Origin of the sequence: Actinacidiphila acididurans, from assembly GCF_016918855.1 — a bacterium.
Lineage (GTDB): Bacteria > Actinomycetota > Actinomycetes > Streptomycetales > Streptomycetaceae > Actinacidiphila > Actinacidiphila acididurans.
Genome location: NZ_JADKYB010000001.1, coordinates 264,139 through 280,465, shown reverse-complemented (window position 1 = coordinate 280,465; position 16,327 = coordinate 264,139). Strand labels below are relative to the sequence as shown.

Below are 16,327 nucleotides of genomic sequence, written 5' to 3'. Positions count from 1 at the left end.
GAGGAATCACCGATGACCAGGACACACCCACCGATCGACCCGGAGCTCGCCCCGGTGCTGAAGGCCGTACACGAACATCTTTCCCCGACCATCACCGCCGGGGACATCCAGGGGCTGCGGGCGAACCCCATGTTCGCGGTCCCGGACGAGGCCCTGACGCGCAACGGGACCGTCCAGCTGCAGAACCTGTCCGTACCCGGTCCGTCGGGTGCTCCGGAGATTTCGTTGCTCGTTCTCAGGCCGGTGGGCTTGGCGGCAGGAGCCCCCATCTTTTACCACATGCACGGCGGCGGCATGATCATCGGCAACAGCCGCGGAGTCGGCAGCGTGCTGGACTGGGCTGTCGACATCGGCGCCATCGTGGTGTCGGTGGAGTACCGCCTGGCGCCGGAGCACCCCGACCCGGCGCCGATCCAGGACTGCTACGAGGGTCTGTTGTGGACCCACAAACTCGCCACGGAGATCGGTGGCGACCCGAACCGCATCGTCCTCACCGGGACGAGCGCCGGCGGCGGCCTCGCGGCCGGCGTGGCGCTTCTCACGCGCGACCGCGGCGGCCCCCGGCTACTGGGGCAGGTGCTCATGTGCCCGATGCTCGACGACCGACTGGCCACGCCGAGCAGCCAGGAACTCGACGGCGAGGGCATCTGGGACGCCACCAGCAACATGACCGGATGGAACGCGTTGCTCGGCGAGCGCAGAGGCGGAGGCGACGTCAGCATCTACACGGCGCCTGCGAGGGCGACCGACCTGAGCGGCTTGCCCGCCTCCTTCGTCGACGTCGGCTCTGTCGAGACCTTCCGCGACGAGGACATCGATTACGCCGCTCGGCTGCTGCAGGCCGGCGTACCGACCGAGCTGCACGTCTGGCCGGGGGGTTTCCACGGATTCGACGGCATGGCACCACAAGCTGCGCTGTCACGGACCGCATCGGCGACCCGGGCCGCCTGGGTCCGGCGACTCCTGACCGCGGGCTGACGTCCAGCAGCGGAGCGGACGTGATCCGCACGCGTGTGAGCTCGCAAGGCCCAATCCGCGGCCGCGCTGAGCCAACACCTTTATCAGACCGACCACGAACGACCTGCGAGGAAAGATGAACTCGGAAGAAGTCGCCAGGCCACGAGGAGAGAGGCCGCTGACCAATCGGGGCCGCTGGGGCGCTGACGACGACCGAGGCACCCTGAACTTCATCACGGCCGCGGCGCGCGCCCGCGGCGTGGCCGAAGCCATGACGGGCCGTGTGGTCTCCCTGGCTCACCCGATCACACCGGTGCCCATAGCCGCGCCGGTCGCTTTCGCCGAACACGGCATGCCGTCCGCGGTACTGCAAACGATGACGTTCACCGGTTCGCCCACCCCGGCGTTGACTGATGTACTGCTGATCAACGTCCACCACGCGCGTTCGACGCACATCGACGCCTTGGCGCACATACCGGTCGACAACACCGTCTACCCCGGTGTCTCACTCGCCGAAGCAACCGCCGGGGCGACGGTCAGCCGGAGTTCGTCGTCAGCGTTCGTCGACGGGATCGTGACGCGGGGTGTACTCCTCGACCTGGCGCCGGGAGAACGGCTCGCCGAGAACCATGTCGTGACCGCGGACGACCTGGCGGCGGCCGAGAGGCGCCAGGGAGTGCGAGTCGAGTCCGGCGATGCGCTGGTCGTGCGCGGAGGATGGGTTGCCGCCGACGATCCTTTCGGCCCCCTGCCGACCACCTCGCTGAGCGCCGTCGAGTGGATGGCGGAGCGCGAAGTGTGCCTGTACGCCGGCGACATCGGGGACAAGCTCCCTGAACCGTCAGCCGGAACGCCGGTGCTCCACGATGTTGCCCTCGCCCAGCTGGGGATGCCGTTGATCGACTGCGTCAACGTGGCTGAGCTGGCGCGGGTGTGCGCCGAAATCGAGCGATACAGCTTCCTGTTCGCGCTCGGCACGATTGCCGTGCGCGGCGCCACCGGGCTCCCGGTCAATCCACTTGCGGTCTTCTGACGGGTGCTGTGGTTGGCGGTACCAGCATCACACGGGCGGTCATGAGCGGGTGGAGGATCGTCGGCGTGAGGCTGTAGTGCGGCGAGGCGTACGCGAAGTCCGCGGGCACGCCCGGGAAGGCGTGGTCGGTGAAAAGCTGGTTGAACCAGCCCTCCCGGTCCATGGCCGCGGAGGCGGTGATGGACTCTTTTGGCGCACCCGCTACCGTGCGACGTACGTCAGACCGTACGCATGACGACACCGGGCCGGACAACTCGCTCGTCCGGCCCGGCGTTGCAGTCGGCCGGCTCACGCCTTCTCGGCGGCGCCGCCCGGCAGACAGCTGATCGATACAGCTTGTGCACCGGGGAGCCGGGCTCGTACAGGTACGAACCCTCGGTCTGCGCTTCGGTCGATTCAGTGAGGCCCGAGTGATACGCATGCGCTCCCGGGCTCGCGTGTTGGGGTCAGGTGCGGAGGGTGCGCAGGCCGGTGCGGATTTCGTCGACGAGGATTTCGGGTTGTTCGAGGGCCGCGAAGTGTCCGCCGTTGTCGGCCTCGGTGTAGTGGATCAGGTTGCTGTAGGTGTCTTCGATCCAGCTTCGTGGCAGGCGTGGGATGTCCTTGGGGAAGACGGTCGCCGCGACCGGGAGTGTCAGTTTCGGGCCGGCGAAAGTGGCGGATCGGTTCTCCCAGTAGATGCGGGCGGATGACGCTGCGCTGTTGGTGAACCAGTACAGGGATATCGCGTCGAGCATGTCGTCCATGGCGAGGGTGTCCTCGGCGAGTCCGTGGTTGTCGGTCTTGGACTGGAACTTCTCGTAGATCCAGGCTGCCTGGCCGGCGGGGGAGTCCGCCAGGGCGAATCCGATGGTCTCCGGCTTGGTGCCCTGTAGGTGGTTCGACCCGCCGAGTTCGCCGGTGTAGAGGGCGAGGCTCTCCACGGCGTGGCGCTGTTCGGGGGACAAGGTGTCGGGTATCTGTGCGGGGAAGGCGTACTGGGTGTTGAGATGGATTCCGGCAAGCCCCTGGGGTTGCATGGCTCCGAGGGCGGTGGTGACGACGGCACCCCAGTCGCCGCCTTGCGCGGCCCATCTGGTGTAGCCCAGGCGTTTCATCAGTTCCACCCACGCGCTGGCGATGCGCGATACGGTCCACCCGGTCTGCGTGGGCTTCTGGGAGAACCCGAACCCGGGCAGCGACGGGACGACGACGTCGAACGAGTCGGCGGCGTCTCCTCCGAACGCCACCGGATCGGTCAGCGGGCCGATCAGCTTCAGGAACTCCACGACCGAACCCGGCCATCCGTGGGTGAGCAGCAGCGGCATCGCATTCGGATTCCTGGACCGGACGTGGATGAAGTGGATGTCCAGCCCGTCGATCCGGGTGAGGAACTGGGGGAAGCCATTGAGCCCGGACTCCAGGCGCCGCCAGTCGTAGCCGCGCTCCCAGTACTCGACCAGGGACCTGGCGTTCTCCACGCGGACCCCTTGCGACCAGTCGCCCACCGTTTCCGGATCCGGCCACCGGGTTGCGGCCAGTCGCCGCTTCAGGTCCTCGATCTGCGAGTCCGGGATCGAGACGGTGAACGGGCGGATGCGGGTCGAGGCCGGTGGTGTCGGTGTGGTCATTGCTCTCTTCTCCTGAGCTTGGAGGCACGGCGCAACCCTTCGTTGCACACCGGTGTGCAATCTACTTCACTGCACACCGGTGTGCAACAATGGTGTCGTGCCCACCCAGTCCCCCCGCGCGCGCTCGACGAACGAGACACGCGATCGCATCCTCGACGTCGCCCTCGACGTGCTGGGAGACAACCCCGACGCCGGTATGGGCGACATCGCCTCCGCTGCCGGCGTCGTCCGCCGCACGGTCTACGGCCATTTCCCCTCGCGCCTGGACCTGATCCGCACCCTCACGGAACGGGCCGTCACCGAGATGACAGCCGTACTCACCGAAGCCGACACCCCCGATGCGGAAGCGGGCGCGACGTGGGTCGCATTCGTCGCCCGCCTCTGGCCGGTGGCGCACCGGTACCGAGTCCTGCTGGCGCTGCGCCGCGGTGAGTACGGCGAGGCGATCCACAGCCTGCTCGGGCCGCTCGACGAACTCCTCGCCGGCCTCGTGCAACGGGGCCAGGACAGCGATGTGTTCGCACAGCACCTGCCGGCGGGCATTCTGAGCCAGCTCGCCTACGGCGTCGTGTTCGCCATCGCGGACAGCGACCTGTCGAACGGGACCCGCGGCGCCCGAGCAGCGACGATCACGAGCCTGCTGCTGCTGGGAGTTCCCGAGACGCGCGCAATCGCCCTGGTGGACGACCAGCCCTGACCCGCAGCCCAGCACCCGAACCCAGCCGCGGACCATCCCGCTCCGGACACGACATCGTCCACCGATGCGGGCATGACCTATGAACAGATGGACCGTGACGTTGTCGATGACCGGGCCGAAGCCGCTGGACCCATCCGTGCTGTGGAACGCCGGCGTCGTGGACGTACCGGTGGCTTCGAAGTCCACCTTCTCCGTGGCACAGCCCATGTTCCAGTTCGATCTGCCGGCGGCATTGAACCGGACGGCCCGCACGGGCTGCCCGGAAGGAGTAGCCATGACCGCATTCGCCCAGGACCGCACCGCCTTCGAGTCCCTCCCTGGTCAATGGGATGGACTACGCCCGGTTCGACACGGACGGCAAGATCATCGAACCGTCCGTGCTGTGGCCCCCGTTGCCGTCCGCTGTCGAGATGCAGGTGAAGATCGCGCATGTTCTCGGCATGCAGCCGTGGGAACTGCGCACGAAGGGCGAACGATGATGAGTGCCGCGACCTGCGCCCGCACGGGCGGCCCTGGCGTGCTGCGCCTGGCGGGCCCGGCCGCAGCCACGTGCCGGGGAGGTGGTCGTGCCCGCGCTGGTGTGAACCCGACGGACTGGCAGCGGGTCCGGATCCGGCCGGCCGCCGAGCGCCGAGCCGAAGGAACGACACCGGAGTACGTGGCTGTCCCGGCTGAATTCGTCGTACTTTTGCCCGACAGCGCTTCCTTCGACATCCGGGCAAGCCCCGGGATCCCCTTCATCACCGCTCACCGTTGCCTGACCGCTTGCGAAGACGGGCTCGCCGAACTGGCCATTTCGGGGAGCCCGCGGTGACCACGTCCGCCCACCGCAGGCCGGTGACGAACGACACCTCGGCTGCTTCCTCCGGCGCTCGCCGCGGCGGCCTGCTGCCCGCCCGGCTGCGCCCGCTGAGCCGGCCGCGAGTGTGGGTCGAGCTCGCCTTCTCCGCCGCCCTGTACGTCGCCTACGACTGCACCCGCTCCCTCGTGCCGGACCACCGGATTGCGGCCATGCACCGGGCGTCGTGGATATGGCACGCCGAGCGGGTGTTGCACCTCGACCCGGAACTGGCGGTCAACCACGCGGTCAACCATGTGAGGTGGCTGATCGTCGGTATGAACTACTACTACGCCACGCTGCACTTCGTCGTGACGCTCGGTGTGCTGGTGTGGCTGTACGCCCGGCATGCGGCGTCGTACCGCAGCGCCCGTACCGCCCTGTACACGGCGACGCTGCTTGCCCTGATCGGCTTCACCTTCTTCGCGCTGGCACCACCGCGGTTCCTGACCGGCGACGGCTTCGTCGACACGGTGGTGGTTCACCACACGTGGGGTTCGTGGGGCTCGGGCCACGTCTCGTCGGTGTCGAACCAGTACGCAGCCATGCCGTCGGTCCACATCGTGTGGTCCACCTGGAGCGGCCTGACCCTGGCGGCCCTGGCCCACCGCACCTGGGTACGGGTCCTGGGCGTCTGCTATCCACTGGCGACCTTCACCGTGATTCTGGCGACGGCCAACCATTTCGTCGCGGACGCCGTCGGCGGCGCGCTGACCCTGGCCGTCGGATTCCTCATCCAGCGCCTGCTCACCGGCCGAATGGCCTACCAGCGTGTCAGTGGCGACCGCGACCGCCGGCACGGCGTCGGCGAGCCGCCAACCGGCCCTGACGCCAGACCGGCACCGCCCGCAGACCGGCCAGCCACTCCACTGACGACGGCGGGCCCGGCTGAACGCCGCCCTGCCCCGGCGATCACGCGGCGGCCCGACCTTCAGGATCCACCTGGCCGCCGCTGTCCGGCTCGCTGGCGTGGCATGGGCGCATCGGAGGAGCAACGGGCAGCGCCGACGAGGCCTCGTTGGGGACGGCAGCACCCCGACCCGGACGGCCCCCCGAGCCCGGAAAGCCGAACTCGCAGCCCTGGACCTGGAGACGGACCTGGAGATCCCCCACGCCGAACTTCCCCAGCAGACCTGGTGCCAGGACGCCGTGTTCGCGACCGGCTCCGCCTGGCTCTGCAGATGATCACAGCGGCCCTGACACGGAAGTAAGCACGTCGTGGGGAAAGCCGTACGGGCTGGGCCCGGGGCTGTTCGCCCTCTGATCGGCGCGGCCACGGTCACGTTCTGTCAGTCGAGCATCATAGGCAGTAGGAGGTGGGAGTCGTAACGCCCTCCCGTGTGGATGGTGACGGTGCCTCCGTAGGTCTGCGCGGGACGGGACGCGGCGTCCTTGTGGATGAAGGGCCCGCACCCGGTGAGCGCGGCCCCCATGCTCACGTCGCTGCCCGCGGCGTCCATCGCCGGCGGATAGACGTAGTCATGTCCTTGGACATCCAGTTGCAAGGTATAGCCGGCCGGGAGCGCCAGACTCGTCGGGAGGATCTCCACATCGACCTCGTACACCGTGCCGGGCGTCATCGGCTGGGCGCGCTCATGCGTGTGGACGGGCTGGAATGGCCGCGACAACTCGGGGTCCAGAGCCCGTTGCGATACGCGCAGCCAGCCCTACGCGATCGGGGTGTTCGGATCGATGGCGCCTTGGAACACGATCTCGGTCCCGCCTGGTTCGAACGCGCGCACTACGAGGAACAAATCGGCATCGCTCGTGGAGCTCTCGACGTGAAGCTTGGCGGCGACCGGACCGGCGAGCTCGATCGCTCGCGGAGTGGTGTAACTGAAGCTGAGCCGGCCTTGCATGCCGTCGTAGCTCGCGGACGCTTCGGCGACACCGCTCGGCCTGAGCGATCCGTCGGCCGCGTCGAGATGGAGCCGCGTCCACTGCGTCTCGGGCAGCGGCCAGTCGCCGGCGGTGCGCATGACGATGCGACCGCCTTCGGCGTGACGGGTCCTGAGCTGTACGCGCGGTTGCTTGTCCCAGCCGGTGTCCTCGCCTTTGAGGAAGTGGCCGAAGAACCGCTTCTGCAGCTCCAGGCCGTAGTTGGTGTAGAAGTGACACCAGTGGGTGTCGTCGTGCATCTCAAGCCACTTCTCGCTCGAGGCGACCTGCTCGAACCCGAGCGTGTTCCCGCGCAGGTGCAGGCCCTGGCCGCCCCAGTTGCCGGCGGAGAGCACCGGCACCTCGATTCGCGACCAGTCCGGATTCCGTGCACGGTGGAACTCGTCGAAGAACGGGTGCTGCCTGGCGATTCCGGCGTAGTCGGCACGCCGTTCGGCCCGTTCCTCGTCGGACAGGGTTTCGTCGCCGCAGATCAGTTGCCCGGTGATCGGGTTCCGGCCCCCCTTCTCACCGAGTCCGTACTGGGTGGAGGCGGTGACTGCCTCGAAGAAGATGTTTGTGAAGTCGGTCCAGATCCCGCCGTGATAAGTGGCGTCGCGGTATCGGTCCGCCAGCGCCTCCCACACGCAGATGGCCTTGAGGTGCGGCGGGCGGAGCGCGGCCACGTACCACTGATTGATGGCCAGGTAGGAGATGCCGTTCATGCCGACTCTGCCATTGCTCCATGGCTGAGCCGCGGCCCACTCGATGCACTCGTACAGGTCCTGGATCTCGCGCTCGGAGAAGAATTCGAGGTGGCCGGGTGAGCGGCCCGAGCCCCGTGCGTCGACGCGGACGCAGACATGGCCGTCAGGAACCCACTTCTCCGGGTCGACCGTTTCGAAGTTCGCGTACGCGCAACTCGATCCCTCGGCGACTTCCGGATACTTGGTGACCATCAGCTCCCATGCTTGCGCGTACGTTCGCTGGAACGGCAGGCCCTTGCCGTACGGGCCCATGCTGAGGATCACCGGATACGTGCCGGGCCGGGTTGGGCGGAAGACGTCGGCGCGCAGCTCCAGCCCGTCGCCCACCTCGATCGGCACGTCCCATTCGACGGTTGTCGCTCCGTCCACGTCGACGCGGAACGCACCGTCCGCAGTCCTGTTCTCGCCCACCAGGGCACGTCCTTTCCGTCGGTTGTCGAACGTTGTCGGCGCGTCGCGTCGGCCGTGGTGCCGAGCAGCGCGGGAGCTTCGGTCACGCGGTCCGCGGAGCGAAGTAGTGGCCCTCGTCGAGGTCTTCGGTCCAGGTGGGGTGGGTCGGTTCCCAGTCGAGCGCACGTCGGGTGAGGACGGTCAAAACAGGGTTGTCGACGCCCACGAAAGGCGCGAGGTAGGTGAAGTGAGCGGGGGCCTCCTCGGCGGAGATGGACTTGACCGGGACGTCCAGGTGTCGGCCGATCGCTTCGGCGATATCGCGGAAGGCGATGCCGTCGTCCCCGGCCGCGTGAAGGCGAGTGCCGGCCGGGGCCTTCTCCAGGGCGAGCCGGTAAAGGCGGGCGGCGTCACGCGTGTGCACTGCGGGCCAGCGGTTCGAGCCGTCGCCGATGTACGCGGACAGGCCCTTGTCACGCGCTATGCCGATCAGAGCCCGGGTGAAGCCCCGGCGGTCGAGTGTGCTGTGCACCAGCGGCGCCAGGCGGACGATCGCGGAGCGCACATCGCGATCGGCGAGCGCGATCACCGCGTTCTCCGCGTCGATCCGAGGGCCGCCGGGGAAGGCGTCCTCCTCGGTGGCCGGACGCCCGCTGACGCCGTTGAGCGCGCACAGCATGGTGGCCGTGGTGCCGACGAACGGTTTGCCGGAGCCGGTGAGCGCCTCGCCGATGGCGGTGATCGCCGCCAGGTCGGAGGCGATCGCTTCGGCGAAACCGCCACCGGCCAACGGCTTGAAAGCGAGGTGCGCCACCGCGTCGGCGGCCGCGGCGGTCTTCCGCAGGCCGTCGAGGTCGTCGAGCTCGCCGCGTACGACCTCGGCTCCGAGCCGGGCGACGGCCTCGGCTGACGCATCGGAGCGGGCGAGGCCGACGACCTCATGGCCCGCGGTGAGGAGTTCGGGCACCAGGGCGGATCCGAGGTGTCCGGACGGCCCGGTCACGAAAACACGCATGAGAAGCCTCCAGGAAAGGGAGTCGATCGGCTTGAGCTGCCGGAGGCGGCTGCCGATGACCTCCCGATGACATCCGATGTCATCACGCTACCACTGATGACACTGGAGGTCATGAGGGCCGGGGGCGGTCGGGGAGCCGCGATCATGGCTCACATGGACAGACTCACCGAATTGTTGCAGGTGAGAGCCCGAAGCTCCTCAGTCGTGCGCCATGTGCGGCGTGGCGATGGGCGGGGTGCGCCTACCTCGGCACTGAATGACCGTTGTAGATGACGACATCGAATGTCGTAAACCGCTGGGGTCGTCGTGCGGAGACGGCCGCCTCCCCCGCCAACCGGTTCATGGGGAGCGACGGGCGGCAGGGCAGGGTGAAGGAACGCCGGACGGGTGCCCAGCGACCTCTTCAGTCACCAACGGCCGCGAAGGCTTCCTTGAGTGAATCGAGGGCTTCGTCGACCAGCTGGGGCAGTTCCCGCTCCGTGTGTTCACCCCAGTACTCGAACGCGACCCGGAACGCCGCGACCATCGCCTCGGCGACCGCGCGCGCCGCACGATCCTCGACACCGCGTGCGATCAGCGCTTCGGAGATGGTGCCGGCAACCGCCGCGAACATGATCAGCTCGCGTTCACGCAACTCCGGGGTGGCAGTTATCAGGCTTCGGCGGTCTCGCGCCTCGTCCTGCGAGCTCTGCAGTGCCGCGGCCGCGATGTTCAGACCCGAGGCGGCCGCCTTGGTGGCGGACCATGCGGGCGGCGCCGCGGCGATGGTCTTCGCCACCCGCTCCCTGAGCTCGTCGTGGCCCACGAACAGCACGTCGCGCTTGTCGGCGAAGTGGCGGAAGAAGGTGCGTGTGGTCACACCCGCGCGTTCAGTGATCTGCGGCACCGTGGTCCGGGCGAAGCCATTCTCCAGGTACAACTCGATGGCCGCCCGCTCCAAACGGCCGCTGGTGTCCGGCTTCCATCGTCCCACCTGCAGATCCTCGCTCCGCTCATCGCGGCCGCCGCCCGACCGCACGCATCTCCTGCGTCACGGCACCAGATGCCGTCATTGTAGCAACCGCTGAATGCGTACGGCGCCCTTGGGTGAGCCGAACCCGCAGGATCGAACGCCGGCCAGTTCACACCTAGGCATGACATCCAGTGTCATCGTAGGTATGGTGATGACACCGAACGTCATCACAGTGGAGCCGTGAGTGCGTTCACGGGTCCATGGTGGCCTGTGGCGCGCGCCCGGCAGCCGGCTCCTGGCCAGGATAGGAAACCCATCCATGAACGACACCACGCTTTCCGACAGCGCGTTCCGCGTCGACGTCGTCGGCGGGATGACCATCGAGTGGGATGTGGCGATCGAGGCCGACGACGGCAACGTGCTGCGCGCCGACGTAAGTGGGCCGGAACCCGGCCGTGGAGCAACGGCCGGGTCGGGCTGAACGGCATCTCCACTTCTCGATAAACGCCTGGCAGGTCGCCGCGCTCAACCCACCGCACCTGGCCGCGGTGTGCGTGTGGGAGGGAGCGGCCGACTGGTACCGCGACGTCATCTACCACGGGGGCATCCACACGACGTTCGAGACCGTCTGGTACGGGTCGATCGTCGGCGGCACCCAGTACGGTCTGGGCACGCCGGCGGCGCGCAACCCGATCACCGGTCAGCCCGTGTGCGGAGACGAGACGCTCAGCCCGGAGGAGCTCGCCGCGAACCGGGTCGATCTCGTGGGCGACGACAGGGCGCACCCGTTGCTCGACGACTACCACCGCGGCCGTACGCCCGACTGGTCGCGGATCAAGGTGCCGCTGCTGTCGGCGGGCAACTGGGGTGGGCTGGGGCTGCACCTACGTGGCAACACGCGCGGCTTCGAGCTCGCCGGCTCCGCGGAGAAGTGGCTCGCAATGCACGACGAGACCCATTTCTCGCTCTTCTACGCCGAGTACGGGGTGGACCTGCAGAAGCGCTTCCTCGGCCACTTCCTCAAGGGCGAGAACACCGGCTGGGACAAGCAGCCGCGTGTGCACCTGAGGACCCGTCACGCCGACGGCCGCGTCGGTGAACGCACCTCGACCGACTGGCCGCTGCCCGAGACCCAGTGGACGAAGCTGTACCTGGACGCCGCCGACGGCTCGATGGGCACGGTCCCGACCGCGGTTCGCGCCTCGGCGTCCTACGCAGGCAAGCAGGGCCGCATCGGGTTCGACTACGTCTGCCCCGAGAACCTCGAGCTTGCCGGTCCGGTCGCGGCGAAGCTGTACATCGAGTCCTCGACGCCCGATACGGACCTGTTCCTCGTACTGCGCGCGTTCGCGCCGGACGGCGCCGAGGTCACGTTCCTGGGCGCCAACGACCCCCATGTGCCGATCAGCCAGGGGTGGCTGCGTGCCTCGCACCGCGCGATCGATCCCGAGCAGTCGCGACCGTTCCTGCCTGTGCACCCGCACGACCGTGTCGAACCGCTCGCACCCGGCAGGGTGTACGAAGTGGACGTCGAGATCCTGCCGACCAGCCTGAACCTGCCGGCCGGCTACCGGCTCACTCTCGACGTGCAGGCGCATGACTACGTCTGCCCTTCCGCCCTCGCGCAGGCCCGGGCTCACCCCAGCTTGCGGGCGGCATTCACCGGCTCCGGTCCCTTCCTGCACAACGACCCCGCCGACAGGCCGGACGAGATCTACGCCGGCACCGTCACCCTGCACAGCGGACCGGGGTACTCCTCTCACTTGATCCTCCCGGTCATCCCCGAATGACCGACGTAGATCGGCGTACTTGACTCAAGGAGTCAGCCATGGTGAATCTGGCAGAGTTCCTCGTCGACACGGCAGGTCGGCAGCCTCGGCGTCCCGCGCTGCGCCTGGGCTCGAAAGCGATCGCCTATGGCGAGTTGGACGAACTGAGCGCACGCGCCGCCGCGATGCTCCTCGCCGACGGGTTGTGCGCCGGCGACCGGGTCGCGCTGATGCTGCCCAATGTCCCCGAGTTCGTCATCCTCTACTACGGAATCCTTCGGGCCGGCGGCATCGCGGTCCCGATGAACCCGCTGCTCAGGGATCGGGAGACGCACTTCCACCTCCGTGACTCGGCAGCGGCGGCCCTCTACGAGTGGCACCGGGCTCCCGGCGGGGGCGCGCAGGGCGCGGCCGCCGCCGGAGTCCGCCACCACGCCGTGGAACCGACCGCGTTCGCCGCCCTGCTGGCCGGACACGAGCCGCTGCCCGACATGGCCGCTGCCGCGCCGGACGACATCGCGGTACTGCTCTACACCTCGGGAACCACCGGAAGGCCGAAGGGCGCCGCGCTCACCCACGCGGGCCTGCGGCACAACGCCGAGACCAACGCCGTCCACGTCCAGCGGAGTACCTCCGACGACGTCGTCGTGGGCTGCCTGCCGCTGTTCCACATCTTCGGCCAGACCTGCACGATGAACGCCGCGATACTCAGCGGAGCCTCGCTCGTCCTGATTTCACGCTTCGATGCGCATGAGGTGCTTGACACGATCGAACGCGACCGCGCCACCGTTTTCGAGGGAGTCCCGACGATGTACACGGCACTGCTCCAGCATCCGGGCGCCGCGGACATCTCCTCACTTCGGATGTGCATCTCCGGCGGGGCCTCGCTGCCCGTCGAGGTGCTGCACGGCTTCGAGCAGCGCTTCGGCTGCCCGGTGCTCGAGGGCTACGGCATGTCCGAGACCAGTCCGGTGGTCACGTTCAACCACCTGGACAGGCCGCGCAAGGCCGGCTCGATCGGCACACCTGTCAGAGACTTCGAGGTGCGGCTGCTGGACGAGGACGGGAATGACGTGCCCTCCGGTGACATCGGAGAAATCGCCGTGCGCGGGCCCGGCCTGATGAAGGGCTACTGGAACCAGCCGGAGGCGACCGCCAGGACGAGGATGGCTACCTCTACATTGTCGACCGGAAGAAGGATCTCATCATCCGCGGCGGCTACAACGTCTACCCGCGCGAGGTGGAGGAGGTGCCCCACGAGCATCCTGCCGTCGCGCTCGCCGCGGTCCTCGGCCTGCCGGACCAGCGCCTTGGCGAGGAAGTAGCAGCCGCGGTGGTCCCACGTCCTGGGAAGCAGGTGCAGCCGGACGAACTCGTGGAGTTCGCAAAGCAGCGGCTGGCCGCGTACAAGTACCCGCGCCACATCTGGCTGGTCGATGAGCTGCCGACGGGACCGAGCGGAAAAATCCTCAAACGCGCTATCCGCGCACCCGCGACGAGTTGACGGCGGCGAGGTCCTGGCACCGCGTCAGCCACGCCGGCCACCGCCGGCTCAGCGCCCCGATCACCACTGACCGCTCGCTGTGGCGAGACGCTCGGCTGGAGCATCCCAGCCGAGCGTCTCGCGTGGGCGCCGCGTCAGCTTTGGGAGAAAGCGCGGCGGTAGGCAGTGGGAGTGGTGTCCAGCACGCGCCGGAAGTGCAGTCGTAGGTTGGCTGCCGTACCCAGCCCGCAGTCCCGCGCCACCTGGTCCACCGAGTGGTCGGTGGTTTCCAGCAGTTCCCGCGCCCTGCCGAGCCGCGCGTTGAGCAGCCACTGCAAGGGGGTCGTGCCCGTTTCCTCGGCGAAGCGGCGCATGAAGGTGCGTTGCGAGAGACTCGCGTGCCGGGCGAGGACAGGAAGGGTGAGCGGCTCGCCGAGCCGGTGCAGGGCCCATTCGCGGGTCTGGGAAAGTGACGCGTCACCGGCCGCCGCGACGGGAGCCGGCACGTACTGGGCCTGTCCACCGTCCCGGTGCGGGGCGGCGACCAGGCCGCGGGCGATCTGATTGGCCACCTCCGCGCCCAGGTCGCGGCGGACGATGTGCAGGCACAGGTCGATGCCGCAGCACACCCCGGCCGAGGTGAGCACGTCGCCCTCGTCCACGTAGAGCACGTCGCGGTCGACCGTGACGGCCGGGAAGTCCCGCTCGAACTCGTCGAGGTGCTGCCAGTGGGTGGTGGCGTGCAGCCCGTCCAGCACGCCGGCCGCTGCCAGCGCGAAGGCGCCGGTGCAGATCGAGACCACCCGCCTGCCTCGGTCGCGGGCCTCGGCCAGCGTGCCGAGCACGGGGTCGGGCAGGTCGAGGATCGGTTCGAATCCCGGCACGATCACGGTGTCGGCTTCGCGTACCCGCTCCAGGCCCCCACTGACCTCCAGAGTGAAGCCCGCGTTGGTGGCCACCTTCGCGTTCAGCCCGCACAGGGTCATCTCGTAGGGGGTTTCCCGCCGGGCGGTGAAGATCTGCGCCGGGATCGCCAGGTCGAGCGGGGTGACCCCGTCCAGCGCCAGAACCGCGATGTGATGCACTGCCATGACAAGATTCTATCGAAGCAAGGAAATTTTGCCTCTCGCCAGGTCGCAGTGGTCGCGGCCAGGCTGAAGCCATGACCGGACCTGCCCGCGGGACGACCGCCGACCTGATCACGCTGCCCGGCACGGCACTTGCCGACGCCGTAGTGCGGCTCATCCGGCCGGTGGAAACGCCGTCCGTGTTCAACCACAGCATCCGCAGCTACCTGTTCGCCCGGCTGGTGGCCGGCCGCCTCGGTCTGGCCGTCGGCCACGACTACCACGACGACCTGTTGTTCGCCGCGTGCGCGATGCACGACCTCGGCGTGGCGCCGGACGGCCCGCACCGCCAGCGGTTCGAGGTCGAAGGCGCCGACCGGGCCGCCTCGTTCCTGGTCGACCGCGGAGTGTCCGCGGCCGACGCCGACCAGGTCTGGCAGGCCATCGCCCTGCACACCTCCCCCGGCATCGCGGAGCGCCGCGGCACCCTGTGCGTGCTCGTCCGCGAAGGCGTCGCCCTCGACTTCGGCGGCCCACTGGGCACCGACCACATCGACGCCGTCACCGACGAGCAGGCGGACGCCGTGCACGCCGCCTATCCACGGCTCGACATGATCCGCTCACTCACCGACGCGATCGTCGCGCAGGCCGCGAAAAACCCGAAGAACGCTCCCCGTTACGCGATCCCCGGCGAATTCCTCCGTGAACGGCAGGCCTTCGGCCAAACCCGGATGGAACACACCTGCCGGTCCTCCCGCTGGGGCAACTGACTCAACGGAACCGACTCCGCGGACTCCGCAACCCCGCCGGCAAGGAAAAGCCCGTCAACAACGAAAAGGAAACGCTGCAATGACCATCCACACCATCGAGGTCTCCGAGGACAACGCAGTCTTCGGACAGACGACCAGCGCCTTCGCGAACTTCGGCTATTCCCCCGCGGTCCGCACGCACGGGCTGCTGTTCATCGCCGGAACGATCGGCCGCCGCGCCGACGGAACCATCCCCGACACCATCGAAGAGCAGACCGAGCTCGCCATCCGGAAGATCGAAGAGATCCTCCGGCTGGAAGGACTCGACCTGTCCGCCCTTGTCGACGTCACCAGCTACCACGTCGACATCCGCCAGCACCTGTCCGGCTTCAGCGAGGCCAAACAACGCCTCGTCAAAGCCCCCTTCCCCACGTGGTCGATCATCGGAGTGAGCGGCCTCGCAAGCCCTGGGCTCCTCGTCGAAATCCGCGCGACCGCCGCCTATCCCGACGTCGCTTCCTGACGGTCGGTTGCTCCTGAGCCCGGGCGGTGCCGCCCCGGAGGCTGTCGCTGCGAACCGAGGTGCTTCTGTGAGTCCTTTTACTCAGCGGGCCGACAACGCCTCCCCGCCGCCCGGCGCCCCGGCGCCCCGGCGATCACCGTCTGGGCTCGTCTTCCGCGAGGACAAGTCCCAGGTCAAGGTCGTTCAGCACTATCTCGGTCGCGGCGTGCGGGCGCACGCTCATCGCGGTGAGGTCGACGGGGTTCTCGACCAAGTTGTCGAGTAGGCCGTGCGGGAACCGCTGTTCCTTTTCCAGGACCCCTGGGCGCTCGGGATGGGCGCCCTGGGTGTGTCGGGGACACCGCCGCGGCGTCTGGCGGAGCTGTCGCGGTACGGGGTGGACGGCAGCGTCGTTGCTGCGCCAGCACTCCGACGCCAGGCGGGTGGCGTCGCGCCGGGCGTCGTCCTCGTCGCTGCGCCGGCGCCGGTAGGCGATGACGAGGGCCACGAGACCTTCCGCCCCGGCGACGCTTCACCAGGTCGAAGAGGGTGCTGGAGGTCAGCTTGTGTTCGGGCAGGAAGCCGTGGGCGTCCATGGGGTTCCAGCCGGTGAGGAACAC

General features: G+C 68.5%; 14 protein-coding genes and 2 pseudogenes. 10 read left to right on the top strand and 6 right to left on the bottom strand.

Annotation, left to right across the window (positions count from 1 at the left end; genetic code table 11):
* Positions 1 to 12 precede the first annotated feature (12 nt).
* Entirely contained in the window at positions 13 to 978 is a 966-nt protein-coding gene (locus tag ITX44_RS01215) for an alpha/beta hydrolase (protein WP_205355041.1), read from the top strand.
* A 115-nt stretch (positions 979 to 1,093) separates the two neighbouring features.
* Positions 1,094 to 1,990 (top strand): cyclase family protein, encoded by an 897-nt coding sequence (locus tag ITX44_RS01210; RefSeq protein ID WP_205355040.1) that lies wholly within the window; start codon positions 1,094 to 1,096, stop codon positions 1,988 to 1,990.
* Between the two features lie 446 nt (positions 1,991 to 2,436).
* Here the strand turns inward: ITX44_RS01210 and ITX44_RS01205 are convergent, their stop codons facing one another.
* Positions 2,437 to 3,600, bottom strand: a complete 1,164-nt coding sequence (locus ITX44_RS01205; protein WP_205355039.1) for an epoxide hydrolase family protein — start codon at positions 3,598 to 3,600, stop codon at positions 2,437 to 2,439.
* A 97-nt stretch (positions 3,601 to 3,697) separates the two neighbouring features.
* On the opposite strand from ITX44_RS01205, the gene ITX44_RS01200 reads away from it, so the two are divergent.
* The 3 genes from ITX44_RS01200 to ITX44_RS01190 all read left to right on the top strand — a co-directional run bounded on the left by ITX44_RS01200 (position 3,698) and on the right by ITX44_RS01190 (position 6,346).
* Entirely contained in the window at positions 3,698 to 4,297 is a 600-nt protein-coding gene (locus ITX44_RS01200; protein WP_205355038.1) for a TetR/AcrR family transcriptional regulator, read from the top strand.
* Positions 4,298 to 4,626: 329 nt separating this feature from the next.
* The gene (locus ITX44_RS01195; RefSeq protein WP_205355037.1) at positions 4,627 to 4,776 is read left to right on the top strand and encodes a hypothetical protein; all 150 of its coding nucleotides are present in this window, start codon (positions 4,627 to 4,629) and stop codon (positions 4,774 to 4,776) included.
* A 331-nt stretch (positions 4,777 to 5,107) separates the two neighbouring features.
* A complete protein-coding gene (locus ITX44_RS01190) occupies positions 5,108 to 6,346 on the top strand; it encodes a phosphatase PAP2 family protein (protein WP_307795026.1) in 1,239 nt (412 codons plus the stop codon).
* A 78-nt stretch (positions 6,347 to 6,424) separates the two neighbouring features.
* On the opposite strand, the pseudogene ITX44_RS01180 reads toward ITX44_RS01190, so the two are convergent.
* The 3 genes and pseudogenes from ITX44_RS01180 to ITX44_RS01170 all read right to left on the bottom strand — a co-directional run bounded on the left by ITX44_RS01180 (position 6,425) and on the right by ITX44_RS01170 (position 10,158).
* A pseudogene (locus ITX44_RS01180) lies at positions 6,425 to 8,107 on the bottom strand (CocE/NonD family hydrolase).
* Between the two features lie 166 nt (positions 8,108 to 8,273).
* The gene (locus ITX44_RS01175; RefSeq protein WP_205355034.1) at positions 8,274 to 9,185 is read right to left on the bottom strand and encodes an SDR family oxidoreductase; all 912 of its coding nucleotides are present in this window, start codon (positions 9,183 to 9,185) and stop codon (positions 8,274 to 8,276) included.
* 403 nt (positions 9,186 to 9,588) lie between these two features.
* Positions 9,589 to 10,158: a TetR/AcrR family transcriptional regulator gene (locus ITX44_RS01170; protein ID WP_205355033.1), complete on the bottom strand. Its 570-nt coding sequence runs from the start codon at positions 10,156 to 10,158 to the stop codon at positions 9,589 to 9,591.
* Between the two features lie 298 nt (positions 10,159 to 10,456).
* Between ITX44_RS01170 and ITX44_RS01165 the strand changes: the two genes are divergently transcribed.
* The 3 genes and pseudogenes from ITX44_RS01165 to ITX44_RS01155 all read left to right on the top strand — a co-directional run bounded on the left by ITX44_RS01165 (position 10,457) and on the right by ITX44_RS01155 (position 13,410).
* Positions 10,457 to 10,618, top strand: a complete 162-nt coding sequence (locus ITX44_RS01165) for a hypothetical protein (RefSeq protein ID WP_205355032.1) — start codon at positions 10,457 to 10,459, stop codon at positions 10,616 to 10,618.
* Complete coding sequence (locus tag ITX44_RS01160) at positions 10,593 to 11,927, top strand: CocE/NonD family hydrolase (protein WP_205355031.1); 1,335 nt, start codon at positions 10,593 to 10,595, stop codon at positions 11,925 to 11,927. The genes ITX44_RS01165 and ITX44_RS01160 overlap by 26 nt, the downstream gene beginning before the upstream one ends.
* 38 nt (positions 11,928 to 11,965) lie before the next feature.
* A pseudogene (locus tag ITX44_RS01155) lies at positions 11,966 to 13,410 on the top strand (long-chain-fatty-acid--CoA ligase).
* Between the two features lie 134 nt (positions 13,411 to 13,544).
* Here ITX44_RS01155 and ITX44_RS01150 read toward each other — a convergent pair.
* On the bottom strand, positions 13,545 to 14,480 hold the full coding sequence (locus ITX44_RS01150; protein WP_205355030.1) for a GlxA family transcriptional regulator: 936 nt from the start codon (positions 14,478 to 14,480) through the stop codon (positions 13,545 to 13,547).
* A gap of 71 nt (positions 14,481 to 14,551) precedes the next feature.
* Between ITX44_RS01150 and ITX44_RS01145 the strand changes: the two genes are divergently transcribed.
* Entirely contained in the window at positions 14,552 to 15,226 is a 675-nt protein-coding gene (locus ITX44_RS01145; protein ID WP_205355029.1) for an HD domain-containing protein, read from the top strand.
* A 79-nt stretch (positions 15,227 to 15,305) separates the two neighbouring features.
* On the top strand, positions 15,306 to 15,728 hold the full coding sequence (locus ITX44_RS01140) for a RidA family protein (protein WP_205355028.1): 423 nt from the start codon (positions 15,306 to 15,308) through the stop codon (positions 15,726 to 15,728).
* A gap of 133 nt (positions 15,729 to 15,861) precedes the next feature.
* Here ITX44_RS01140 and ITX44_RS01135 read toward each other — a convergent pair whose 3' ends face one another.
* A complete protein-coding gene (locus ITX44_RS01135; protein ID WP_205355027.1) occupies positions 15,862 to 16,215 on the bottom strand; it encodes a hypothetical protein in 354 nt (117 codons plus the stop codon).
* Positions 16,216 to 16,327 lie beyond the last annotated feature (112 nt).